General features: G+C 51.4%; 6 protein-coding genes. All 6 read right to left on the reverse strand.

All coding sequences use genetic code 11. The features are described 5' to 3' along the window. Positions 1-23: 23 nt before the first annotated feature. On the reverse strand, positions 24-3,545 hold the full coding sequence (locus ACW9SV_RS00635; RefSeq protein ID WP_479554799.1) for a ThuA domain-containing protein: 3,522 nt from the start codon (positions 3,543-3,545) through the stop codon (positions 24-26). Positions 3,546-3,682: 137 nt separating this feature from the next. Next, positions 3,683-4,363 (reverse strand): 3-keto-disaccharide hydrolase, encoded by a 681-nt coding sequence (locus ACW9SV_RS00640; protein WP_479556500.1) that lies wholly within the window; start codon positions 4,361-4,363, stop codon positions 3,683-3,685. A gap of 147 nt (positions 4,364-4,510) precedes the next feature. Next, positions 4,511-6,493 (reverse strand): c-type cytochrome, encoded by a 1,983-nt coding sequence (locus tag ACW9SV_RS00645; protein ID WP_479554800.1) that lies wholly within the window; start codon positions 6,491-6,493, stop codon positions 4,511-4,513. Between the two features lie 46 nt (positions 6,494-6,539). Beyond that, a complete protein-coding gene (locus ACW9SV_RS00650) occupies positions 6,540-8,384 on the reverse strand; it encodes a 3-keto-alpha-glucoside-1,2-lyase-like domain-containing protein (protein WP_479554801.1) in 1,845 nt (614 codons plus the stop codon). A gap of 320 nt (positions 8,385-8,704) precedes the next feature. Next, positions 8,705-11,587, reverse strand: a complete 2,883-nt coding sequence (galA, locus tag ACW9SV_RS00655; protein ID WP_479554802.1) for a beta-galactosidase GalA — start codon at positions 11,585-11,587, stop codon at positions 8,705-8,707. A 597-nt stretch (positions 11,588-12,184) separates the two neighbouring features. After that, positions 12,185-12,580, reverse strand: a complete 396-nt coding sequence (locus tag ACW9SV_RS00660) for a hypothetical protein (RefSeq protein ID WP_479554803.1) — start codon at positions 12,578-12,580, stop codon at positions 12,185-12,187. Positions 12,581-12,802 lie beyond the last annotated feature (222 nt).

Raw genomic sequence — 12,802 nt, forward strand, 5'->3', positions numbered from 1 at the left:
GGTTTGTTGAAGACCGGTTAAGACTAAATGTTTCTGCCCTGTGGGGTAAAAATGACCGTCTTCAAAAGCGGCCTGTTGTTTCCGCCGGCCTTTACTTCTTTACAGATGATGTACACATCGGTGGTGCGCAAATTAAGCGGAACCTGAACAGGAATAGAAGTGCTCACGATCTGCCCTTTTATCCCGAAGGCCATACGTCCGCTTCCGATCTTCTGCCCGTTCACCTGCCCAATTCTCACTTCCACGTCATAAGTGCCCAAGTAACCACTGTTCACCGCTACCAGATCAATAGAAGCAATGTCTGTTAAATCCAGCGTTTCTTTAATCCAACCTTCACTAGTAGGGAACACCAGGTATTTGCTGCCAGAGGAGTCTCTGCTGGTAAAACCCTTTACCTGCTTGAAGTCAGAAACATCTACCCGGTTGCTTCTTAGTTGAACAGCGTTGGAGCCCATTAAAGGCTTGAGCCCCGTACCGCCCTCATGGGTATAAGTGGCGGTAAGTTTCAGGACGGTGTTCTCTTTCTTCTGCTCGGCTACCTTGGGTACAATCTCGCCTTTGGCAGGGAGCGAAGGCTTGGTACTGGTTGGGCTGGCTAAGGAAAGAATCCAGGAGACAATCTGCCGGGCATCTGCCTCTGACATGTCTGGGTGGGCTGGCATGGCATTCTCGCCCCACACGCCGCCGCCGCCTTTGATGATCTTGTTGGTAAGGTGCGACGTGGCCTTAGGATCTTTGAGGTACCGTTTAGACACGTCTACATAAGCCGGCCCTATCGATTTCTCGTCTATTTTATGGCAGCCCTTGCAATCTGAGTTTTCCATGAGCGTTCTGCCCACCAAGGTGGCGGAGGCTACCTGGTGCCCCATAGAGGCTCCTGCCAAGTCTTTTCCTTCTACATATTCAGCAGACACGAAAAGGTTTTGTGGCTTCACCTGACCGCCCGGCGTGACTACGTGCACCTGGTATCTGATAGGGGTTCCCTCAAAATAGAAGCTTCGGTTGCCCGGCAAAGCCACCACCACATCGGGCTGCTCATTGCCCGCGTACACGGTTACGGCCCTGCTTCCGGAGGTTGCCTTGTCTGCATCGGTCACTTCTACCTGTATGTCATAGTCTCCTGCCTTGGTAAAGGTATGCTCCAGGTGCGGCGTATCAGTCAGCTTTCTAAGCCCGTTGATGGTCCAGAGGTATCTTAAATTATCCTTCTCCGGATCTGCCACTTCTACGGTAGCGGTCACGGTGAACGGAAGCAACCCGCTTTGGCGGTCTACCGATAGGTTCGTGATTTTAGGAGGCCGGTTCCCAGATAAATAATCTACTCTGGAGAGCGCTGCATCTGGGTTTCCGGTGAACCATCCTTTTCCATATTCCAGAATATAGAGCTTCCCGTCAGGCCCTACTTCCATGTCCATGATGGCGGCGAACTTCTCATTTTCCATAAATGGCTCCATTTTATCAAAGTCGCCATTTTCTTTCATGGTCACTACTTTAATCCAGTCCCTAATCCAATCATAGATAAAGAGCTTGCCGTTGTAGTAATCGGCAAAACGGGTGCTTTCTGGGAACATATCGGTGTAATAGACCGGACCGGCCATGGCGTTACGCCCACCCGTACCTACCTGCGGGAAATCCGGCGAGGCATCGTACGGGTACCAGATAAAAGCCGGCTGAGCCGCTGGCAAATTTACCAGACCGGTGTTGTTACGGGAATCATTAACCGGCTTGGCCGGATTGAAGATACCACTGGAAGTACCCGTTCCGTAGTCATATTTGTGGTAAGGATAATTGTTCGCCACGAAAAGCGGCCAACCAAAATTACCAGCTTTACGGGCCTGGTTTACTTCATCATATCCTTTGGGTCCTCTGGTGGCCAAGCTATCCGTTTTGGCATCTGGCCCTACTTCGCCCCAGTACAGGAACCCTGTTTTTTGATCCACCGAAATCCGGTACGGGTTACGGTGCCCCATCGTATAGATCTCGGGTCTGGTTTTCGTTTGGTTTTTAGGAAAAAGGTTGCCCTTCGGGATGTCATAAGACCCGTCCTCGTTCACTTTAATTCTAATCACCTTTCCGCGCAGGTCATTGGTATTCCCAGATGTTCTTCGGGCGTCATATTGCAAGTGGCCCGGACGATCATCTAAAGGGGCGTACCCTTGGTTGGTATAGGTTTGCCCTTTCTCGTCAAATGGCGTGCTGTTGTCACCGGTAGACAGATACAGAAGTTTGTCGGGTCCAAAGGCAATGGAGCCACCCGTATGGCAGCAAATCTGGCGTTGGGAATACAGTTGGAGGATGATCTTCTCAGAGGCCATGTCCAGTTTGCCGTTCTGGAAGACAAAGCGAGAAAGCCGGTTCACCGAGGTATCGGCGGGGCTGTAGTACAAATAGATGAAGTTGTTCTTCTCAAAATCAGGATCCTTGGCCAAGCCCATCAGACCTTCCTCGGCATTGGCATCAGAACTGGAGGTATGGTACACATCCAGGAAGCCTGCCTGCTGTAAAGCACCACTCGTTTGGTTGTACAGCATCAGTTCGCCCCGGCGTTGGGCCACCAGAACATCCAGATTAGGAAGGATGGTCATCTCGGTAGGCTCGGTAAACTTGCCTTGCGTCAGCACTGTTTTCACAAAGCGGTTTTCTTCCGGCACGCGCAAGGAAGTTGCTTTTTCGTAATCCAATTCTTTGTTACCACCTATGGCATACTCAATGCCTTTTAGCAGATGCTGCAGGAAAAGATCGTCTTTGTAAGACTCTTCTGTATGCCCTAAAGCGGTATAGAACGCGCGTCCGCCTTCAAACTCATGGTACCAGGCTGCAGGGTGATTGGCTCCATTGGTACCGCCTTTGTATGTTTTCTCATCTAAAGTAAGCAGCACCTTTACATCCTTGCTCAGGTTTTTGAAGTTATACCACTCGTCTTTTCTGGTCCAGTCTTTAGGTAAATGGGCAGTGGCATCATGCTTTTCATCGGTCACGTGCAGCGTGGCTTGCTGTTGGTCTGGGTGGCTACTAAAGTAAGCGCCCACCAATCTACCGTACCAGCCCCAGCCATACTCAGTGTCGGTGGCAGAATGGACGCCCACAAAGCCGCCGCCCGCTTGGATGTAGCGCTCAAAGTCAGCCTCCTGGTAATGGTTCAGGACATCTCCGGTGGTGCTCATGAAAACAACGGCGGCGTATTTCTTGAGAGAGTCCTCCTGGAAATACTCCGCATTGGTGGTGGTGTCTACGGCAAAGCCATTCTTTTTGCCCAGTTCCACAATGGCCCGGTTACCATCTGCGATGGAAGCATGGTGATACCCGCTGGTTTTACTGAAAACCAAGATTCTTGGGTCACCGTCTCGTTTACCGCAGGAGGAGAGGACGAACAGGACCAAACAAGAGAGCAGAAAAGCGAGTTTAAGCCCAACCTGCTGTTTTCGATCTGTTTTCCCAAAAACAGCCAAAAACAGCATTGATGCCACAAGTGCTTGCCCCTCGGCTAAAAGAGCCGGCCAGGAAGGTGATTTGCCCGAAGTCATGATTGACTTGATGTACGCCATTTTGTAAGTAAGAAGGGTAATGAAAAGTAATCGAATGTCCTGAAAAAGAAAAGGCTTAAAGAGCCGGGACCTGAACCACGAACTTCTGTTTCAAGCCTATTTTGCTGAATAGTAGCTTAAAACAGAAGTTCATTTTTTTACAATTCCCTGATCCAGATATTGCGGAAACTTACCGGATTGCCGTGGTCTTGCAAACTGATGGAGGCCTTTCCGTGGGCTTTGTATTCCGGGATACCAATGTACTCGGTAGGGCCTTTCAGTTCCACGTTGTTTTGCACCAGCACACCATTGTGAATCACGGTTACCCGGGCCGGGGTGAAGAGAGAGCCGTCTTCCTTGAACCGGGGAGCGGTGTAGATGATGTCGTACACGTTCCACTCCGTAGGCTTGTTCATGGCGTTCACCAACGGGCGGTATTGCTTGTAGATACTGGCGGCTTGTCCGTTTGAATATGTGCGGTTGTTGTAGGAATCCAGCACCTGCACCTCATAGCGGTCTTGCAGGAAGATTCCGCTGTTCCCGCGCCCTTGGCTCGTTCCTTTTACTTCATCCGGCGCGCTCCACTCAATGTGAAGTTGGCAGTCCCCAAATTCTTTTTTGGTGGAGATATCCCCTTTGCCAACGGTGAACGCCCCGTTTTTCACTTCCCATTTAGCATCTCCTCCCCCACCTTTCGCTTTCCACTCAGACAGGTCTTTTCCGTTGAACAGCACCAGTGCATCAGAGGGTGCAGAATTGTTGGTGCCAGGGGTTACCTTTTTAGGCTCCGGCTCCCAGAACTCCGTCATTTCGGGTACCATTTTGGGAGGCTTGGGCATTTCCTGTGCCTGAGTGTTTGTGAAAGCGAGTAATCCGAGGGCTCCGGCGGTGAGGGCCACCTTTTGAGAAAACGACAAATGCATATTCAAGTGAGTCTTTTATGAAGAATAAACCTTTTAGGGTTAAAACGGCTAAGTGATTTAACTTTATTTTAAAGAGTTAATCCAGGCGGCAATCTTAAGGGCTTCTGCCCTTGGCACCTGCGGCATAGGAGGCATTGGGGTAGCGTACGTAGGCCAGTTCTCCGGTTTCGGATTATGGATCAGCTCCACAATGCGTTGGTTTGTGTACTTGCGTTTGGCAATCTCCCTGAAGCCGGGGCCTACTTGTTTCTTGTCGGTGGTATGGCAGGCAAGACAGGTGTTTTTAGCCAACAGCGGTTTCACGTCGTTGAAGGTCAAAACCACATTGGCAGGTTTGGCTTTAGGGGCCGCAGCGGCTTTGGCATCTCGGGCCTTGGCGGCAGTACCAGCCGCCAGCTTACTAGAGGAAGCCTTTGCCTTGGAAGCGGTGGTTTTAGCCGAGGAGGTTGCCTTGGCTGGGGTTGCTGCTGCAGAGTTGCGGGTACTTACCTCTTTCAACGCCAATCTAGGTCCTTCCGGAATGCTGTTCAGGGTGTAATAGGCCGTTGGGTGCACCAGGGTGTAATAGTTTTCCTTGGCTCTGACGCCATCTAACTTTAACACGTGAATGTAGCCTTGGCGCAGATTGTCTACCAGTACCCGGGCTTTCATGCCGTCTTCTGAGACCTTCACCCCTTTCACGGCCAATTTCTTGGAGTTCACGGGCGGGCTGCCGTAAACCGCGTGGTATTTGTAGATGTAGCTATCCACGGAGTAAGAGGCCAGATCTTCGGCGGATTTCCGGTCTACGGGTGTAGTAAATTCCACCTCGAAACCATCGGGCATGGCTTTTACCGTTCTCATTTCAAACGGAACCTTGTTGTTCCAGATGAGGCGCTGCAGACCTTCGCTAGCCTCGCCGGCGGCTCCCCACCCACGGGCGGTTTCCCCCACGAAAAGAGACTTGTCATCCGCCCAGACCATCCGCAGAACACCAGACTGGAAGCCGCTCCTGAAATCAAAGGCCACGCCTTGGTACTCGCCTTTTACTTTTTCCAGCACTACCCGCATGATCTTGCTTTGGCCCTGGTCGCCTACCAACAGCTGCCCTTCAAAAGGCCCGAAGTGTCCTTCAGGTATTTTCAGGATCTCGGTATTGGAAATGCCCAGAATGCCGTGCGGAAGCCAGACGGCCGGCAACTGCATCTCTGGGAACTGCTTTTTCATGTCAAACATGGTCACGTTGGGCTCGTTCACCTTGTTCTCAGGCTTTACGTGCCCGCCGCTTGCGTCTTTCTCAAAACGTGGGTTGATTTGGGCATACACCTGCTCCCGCGTCGTCTTCACTGGGGAGTTTGGCATGTTGGTCCAACGTAAGCCGGCAGGATGTACGGTAAAGGCACCTTTTTTCACGTGCCACACGCCCCCTGAACCTACCCAATCGCCCTGGTTTTCGGTGTAAAACATTTCGCCGTCAATCATGCCCAGACCGGCTGGGGAACGGAGACCGGTGGCCCAAGGCACCATTTTTCCATCCGGGGAAATGTGCAGCATCCACCCGCGCCAAGGCACCAGGCTGGTGGCATGCCACCATGGGTCAGGGAAGCCCAGGTTGGTGCTCACAAAAAAGGAACCGTCAGGCGCAATTTTGGGCCCGAAACTGTATTCATGGTAGTTCCCCGACAAGGGCCAGGCATATACGGTCTCAAACACGTCGGCTTTCCCGTCATTGTTGGTATCTACCAGTTTGGTCAGTTCGCCCCGTTGGGCGCAGTACAGGGCACCGTCTTTGTAGGCCAAGCCCAGTACCTCATGCAAACCCGCGGCAAATTTTCTGAAATGCGGTTTAGGACTGGTAGGGTTCTCCACGATAAAGATATCTCCCCGGCGGGTGGAAATCCCTAGATCTCCGTTGGGAAGCATCACCAGCCCTCCTACTTCCAGCAGCGTGCCTTCTGGAGAGGGAACCCGCATGATCTTGAAGAAGTCCTCCTCCATGGGAGACTCCTGGGCTTTTGCTTCTTTAAGTGAACCCGCAAACAGGGCTCCGGCTGCCAATACAGGCATTAAAAACCGTTTAGCTATAGTCTTCATTGATAGAATTCTTAAGAAATCAGAAAAGGATGGAATAGGCTAGCTTGCCTTGCACGGGAACCACCAACTCCTGGCGGCCGCCTACGGTCCGCACCAGGGGTTTTGCTCCGGCGGTATCGTCTAGGCGCACATAATAGGCCTTGTCATCCACCATGTACATTCCCTTTCCGGTCTCCTCAATTTTGTTTCCTTCCACCAAACGGGCAAACAATACCCCTTGCGGATTCTGGATACTTAGTTCGCGGCGCAGGCCTTTGCCGTTTTCAATAACCCGGATGGCGTCCTGCACTGAGGCTCCGTACATCTGGTACAGGAAGGTAGGTTCTGAATTCTGATCTAAGCGGTAGCCTTTTGACCGGAAAGCAGTTCCGGTGGTATCTGTGGCCCAAGCGGCCTGGTCTGAAGACAGTTTGGCCAAGGTAGTGGTAGGTTTGCCGAAATACTGAATAGAACCGATGGCTTGCGAAGAGCCATCGCCGCGCTCATGCCACATAGGGGTTGCATCTAGGAAGCCTCCCCGCCACAACTGCACAATAGCCCCGTTGTCTAGGTCATAGGTGTAGTGTAATTGGGTAGGGCTGCCCACAGAAACCGCATGCGTCACCCGGTGATTTCCCGGCAGATCAATAAAGCTTCTCAGCACGGGTCTTTCCTTAACATCTACCAGAATGGGGTCAGCCTCCTCAGACAAGAGCATCTCACTCATGAGGAACTCCCGAATGCCTGGGCCAGCCACCTGTAAGCTCAAGGCAGGTTGCCCCCAGTCCATGAATTTGGAATACACCAGCTCAAAGGGCACTTCCCCGGCCGGAAGGGTGACGGTTCCCCGACCATTCCAGGTTTTCATAGGGATAATCTCCTGCTTGTTTACCCTGATCAAGCCAGCCCCACTGGGCGAATTCATACTGAAGGTGTACTCTCCTGGCTCTTTGGCCACGAAGGTTCCGGTGTACTGCACCAGAAACTGGTTTGCTTTAAAGTCCAGGTTAGAGGTAAGCAGCTCAGAAGGTCCTTGCGGGCCGGTTGCCTCTGGGGGCAAGCTGCCATAAGCAGGCTCCTGCTGGTATTTGCCTTTATAGATTTTATAGGAAAGGTTCTTCAGTTCGGGACGCGGTTTGCTGTACTGGCTTACCTTGATATTGCGGAAGGCAACCGCCCCGTGGTCTCCCTGGAAACGCAAAGGACCGGTGGCTTTTTCATCATTGCCCAAGGCTCCTCGGGTAGGCCCAAACAACACCACATTCTCATGAATAGTCACGCCGTTCAACTCTACGCGCAGCAATTTAGCGTTTTCTGTTTTCTTGCCGTTGGCATCAAAGCGAGGGGCTTGGAACGCAATTTTCAGGTGTTGCCACAAACCGGGCGCACGGCCTGCATTTTGGCGGGGAGCGTAGCCTTCATACCCTTTCTGCCCCTCCGGCCGGCTTTCGTCCCAGCGCTCATAGATGCCCCCGTTACTGCCCGCAGAGAAATCGGTGCTGCCCCAATTGTCGGTTAACTGGAGTTCGTACCGGCCTTGCAGGTAGATCCCGGAATTTGATCCTTTGGCCATCATGTAATCCAGCTCCAGGTCCATGTCTCCGTGCTCAAAGGTGGTCAGCAGATCGGTTCCCTTGGCTTTTTTGCCGGGCAGGTTCAACAGAATCCCCGCGCCATTGCTGGGCTGCAGTTTGTTATTTTCCTGAAGATCGGCCAGCACGTTTCCGGCTATTTGCCAGCTTTTCCCCGGGTTCTGGAAAGAAGATAGATCTTGGAGGGGAAGTTGGCTGCTTTGGGAGAAAGCGGGACGGGAGACGGCGAAACAGGCCATGACAGAACAGGCCAGAGTTCCCCATCTAGAAAGTAGCAATCGTGGTATGGGCATTTCCTTCTTTGGTTTTGCGGCGTAGGGTTATGTAATCGTTGGCACCAAGTGAATCAAAGCGACTCTTCTTTCCTTGGCAACCGGGCACTCCTCTCAAATTTTATCAATTTTAAGCAAAATACCCGAAGAATTAATCTTATCTGTAAAGGAAAAACAGTTTCTCCTTCGCTTTTTTATAAATCTTCAAGTACAAACCTTGTATAAAGGCAGCAAAGCCCTACTCTCCACAAAAAGGTGTTTGTGCTTATGGAGAGTAGGGCCTTACTGCTTGGGTTAATCATTGAGGGCAAACCTCTTTTGGTCAAAGTTTTTAGCCTGTTTTAGTCAACAGAGGGCCTTTTCGTGGTTTTGTTTGTTTTCACTTTCAACACCGCCGGCTTCAACCCCTTAGATGTGGCGGTCAAGGTAATCTCCCCTGCCCCTTGGGTGGACTGAACAATGATCTGGGCCAGTCCGCTGAAAAGCTTTCTTTTCCAAGCGGGGGAAGGCGTCAGGATTTGGATGGTCCCGGGGTTGGTGTTCACGTAATCCCAATCGTTCTTTTTAGGAATAGGTGTGGCCACGATATCCACCTGATTTTTACCCGGCCTGAGCAAGGCATGGTCCAGTTTGAAGACGTTTCCTTCAGGGCTGCCCTGTAGGTTCTTTGCCACCTCTTTCCCGTTCACAAACACTGATTGGGTTTTCCCGATGCTTTTGTAAAAGTAGGTGATTTCTGAACCGGCAAAGTTCTGGGGCAACTCAAAAGTGCCCCGGTGATGGTAAGCGGCGCCCAGTTGTTTGTAGTTTCTGGAAGTAAACGCATCTATCCAGGAAGCGTCTTCCGCCTGGGCAACAAGGGCAGCGGCATTCTCCAAACCGGGCACCTCTTTTTCCTTTAAACCTGTAATACTCACGGCCTGGATATCCTCAATGAACCGTTCTTTCTCCAGGGAGGTAGGGTCTCCGTTGCCCACACCAATGATGCGGCCCGGCCCGGTCAAGGAAAAGGTTACTTCATTGTTGGCGGTGGGTACCCCCAGCTTATTTTTGTCATTCACAGACACGGTAATGATAGAGATGTCTTCCCCGATGGCATCCAGCGTTTTCTTGTGCGGGGTTAACTGCAGGCTGGCGGCTTCACTGGTGGTTTTCACCACTTCGTTCAATACCTTTTTGCCGTTTTTGTAGCCAATAGCTTCCAAAGTGCCCGGAGCGTATTTCACTTTCCACTCCAGGTGACCGTTCACCTTCATGGTTTGTATGCCCAGACTCTTTTTGTTCAGGAACAGCTCCACTTCATCGCAGTTGCTGTATGCCCACACGTCTATCTCTTTGCCTTCCTGCCCTTGCCAGTTCCAGTGCGGCAGCAGGTGCAGGGTAGGTTCATTTGACCACCAGGAACGCAGGTAATAGACATTGTCTTTCGGGAAGCCGCACAAATCCATCATCCCGAAATAGGAGGTCACCGAAGGCCAGGCATGGGGCGTAGGCTCTCCGCGGTAATCAAAACCGGTCCAGATGAACATGCCCGCCAACCAGGGACGGTCTGCGTAGAAGTTCCAGCCTTCTTCTATGGAGTAGAAAGTGGGGCGCGGCTTTTTGTCATAGGCGGCAATGTAGTTTTTCTGGGGATCGGTGACGTAGATGCCGCGGGTAGCAAACGTAGACCCTTCCTCGGTACCCATGGCTGGTTGGTTAGGAAAGCGGTTGTGATGCGCCTCTATGTTGCCGTTGCCCATGTAATTGTAGCCCATTACCTCAATCACGTCTGAGATGCCGCTCCCGAACCCGCCGCTGATGCCCGCCGAGATGGCCCGGGTAGAATCCAGGCTCTTGGCATAGGTTTGCATGGTGGTGGCTATCCTTGCCCCAATGTTGCTGTTCTCAATGGCCCACTCCTCGTTGCCCACCGACCAACTGATGATGCTGGGGTGGTTCCGGTCCCGAAGGATCATCCCTTTCAAATCTTTCTCCATCTGGAAATTGGTACCCATCAGGCGGTTCTCGTCTATCACCAGCATTCCCAGGCGGTCACAGGCATCTAACAGCTCCGGGGTAGGCGGATTGTGGGAGGCGCGGTAGGCATTGGAACCCATCGCTTTTAGGGTTTTAATGCGCCAGTATTGGAGTTCATCGGGCATGGCGGCCCCTACTCCGGCGTGGTCCTGGTGGTTGTTGGTGCCTTTCAGTTTCACATGTTTTCCGTTCAGGAAAAAGCCTTCTTTGGCATCGAACCGTATGGTCCTGATCCCGAAGGTGGTTTCGTACCGGTCGGCCTCCTGGTTTCCGCCGGGCAGCACCGTGGTCACCAGTTTGTAAAGGTAAGGTGACTCCAGACCCCACAGTTTGGCATTGGCAACCGGCAGCTCCATTTGCACCTCCTGCGTCTGGAACGGAGCCAATTTCAGGTTATCCTGGCGTTTGGTGGCTACTGAGTTCCCCTGCGCATCTACAATGGTCTGAACCAGGGTGAACGTTCTGGTGGTTTTGTCTTCATTGACGATATCCGCTTTGGCGGTGACGCGGGCTGAAGTGCCGTTTACCGCCGAGGTGACAAAGGTACCGTTGGGGGCTACGTGCAAGGGGTTGGTTTTGGAAAGCCATACGTGCCGATAAATGCCCGCCCCTTCATAGAACCAGCCTTCTTCCATGGTGGCGTCTACCCGCACGGCAATCACATTGTTACCGCCGTAGTTGAGCAGATCGGTGATGTCGTAGCGGAAACTGTTATAGCCGCTGGGCTCGGTACCTAGGTAATGGCCGTTCACCCAGACAATAGAATTGCGGAACACCCCGTCAAACTCAATGGAAATGCGGCGGCCCAGGTCTGCCTCAGGGACGGTGAAATTTTTGCGGTACCAGCCCACGCTCTTATCCGGGAAGTTCCGGCCGATGGCCTTGAACCCGTGGCTGAAACTAGCCTGAGGGCTGAAGTCCTGCTCCACGGCCCAATCATGAGGCAAGTCTAGCTTGCGCCAGGCCCGGTCATCAAACTTGGGGTCGGCGGCGCCGTCACCGTAGCCAGCCTTTGCATGATAGGAAAAGTAGCTGGTCCCGTTGTTGAAATCCTTTTTGGTATCATACGGATGACCGAAGGCAAAACGCCAGCCAGCGTCCATCAAAAGCCGTTGCCGGGCAGGGTTGACCTTTTCCTGCGCCTGGGCCAAAAAGGTCATCAGCAACCACAACCCGATGACTACGCTTTTCTTAAAAGTGGGCATAAAACTTAAAATTGGTTAGTTGACATAGTAGCAGAAGTGTTTAGCACTTGTTTCAAGGAAACAGGCGCTAAACACTTCTGGGATGTTTTTGACTACATTTCCTAAATCTGGGACTTAAACTCAAATGACTTTTGTCAGGTCCTGAGCTCCTGCCCTCCAAACCAGGTGACTTTCTCATTTACCCTTCATAGAAGAAGTATTGGATAAAGATAAGCGGCCTCCGAGCTTTAGTTAGCCCCCATATCTAGGCATTGGCAAAGTAGTGCATCCAGGAGGTTGATGCATAGTACTTGCTTATCAAATATGCAGACAAAAGTGACACTCCACCCCATAAGGGTACAAAAACAGAAAGGAACAGGAAGCTTTAAAGCTGTTTTCCTGAAAAGAAGCTAAAAGCAGAAAAGAAGAGATTTTCTTTTGAAGGACCAAAAAAAACAAGGAGGAGGAAATTGTAAAAAGGTGGAAACGGGATCTGGTTGGTAGCGCGCACCTGCTGCCCCCTACTAAAGGATTATTTGGTTAAAATGGGCTAATGGTTACGAGGGCTTCCCAAAATCTGTTTTCTGGATAAGCAACCACTATAGCAATGAAAAGCTTCTATTCTTTCAGCCATTCAATTGCAAGGTCAATCTCAGTGAAACTCTGAAACTGGATTGGAATCTCATTTTCTTTAAACACCCTTCTTACCACATGCTCCCTAAAGATGCTGGAAGATACCACCCGGGCAATTTTCTGAACCCGCGTGGAAGCCAAGCTTTTCACAAAATGGGCGATTACGGGAGCAAATACTTCCTCAGGCGTATCTACCTGGGTTTCCCGGGCATCAAATAAGAGCCTTTTGATATCGTAGTTTCGTACATGCTCCACAATGATGGCATAGGAGCTGTTGATCTCAGGCACAAGAATATCCCTGACGGGCGGAAAGCTGACAGCCATAATATCGGTGCTAGGGTCGTACTCTAGTGACAGAAAACCACTATGATAAATATTCATGGGATGGTTAGATGAACTAAACAGGCTAACGCCAATAGGACCGTATTCGTTACCTTACAACAAAGCCTGGTCAGACTTCAACCACCTTCTTCCTATCACTAAGAGGCCTGCTGCGGAGATCAGGAGCTAATTAACAGATTGTATTTCTGGTTCTTATTCCCTACTTTTCTTTTATACCTTGGACCTGTTGAAAGAGCAACAGGTCAGTCCCTCGTCCGCCAC

Source organism: Rufibacter sp. JT20002 (genome assembly GCF_056491185.1).

What these genes read in the sequence shown, in the direction of transcription:
- ACW9SV_RS00635 (WP_479554799.1), bottom strand. Translation starts at nt 3,545, where the DNA reads ATGGCGTACATCAAGTCAATCATGACTTCGGGCAAATCACCTTCCTGG.
- ACW9SV_RS00650 (WP_479554801.1), bottom strand. Translation starts at nt 8,384, where the DNA reads ATGCCCATACCACGATTGCTACTTTCTAGATGGGGAACTCTGGCCTGT.
- galA (WP_479554802.1), bottom strand. Translation starts at nt 11,587, where the DNA reads ATGCCCACTTTTAAGAAAAGCGTAGTCATCGGGTTGTGGTTGCTGATG.
- ACW9SV_RS00660 (WP_479554803.1), bottom strand. Translation starts at nt 12,580, where the DNA reads ATGAATATTTATCATAGTGGTTTTCTGTCACTAGAGTACGACCCTAGC.
- ACW9SV_RS00640 (WP_479556500.1), bottom strand. Translation starts at nt 4,363, where the DNA reads ATGCCCAAGCCTCCCAAAATGGTACCCGAAATGACGGAGTTCTGGGAG.
- ACW9SV_RS00645 (WP_479554800.1), bottom strand. Translation starts at nt 6,493, where the DNA reads ATGCCTGTATTGGCAGCCGGAGCCCTGTTTGCGGGTTCACTTAAAGAA.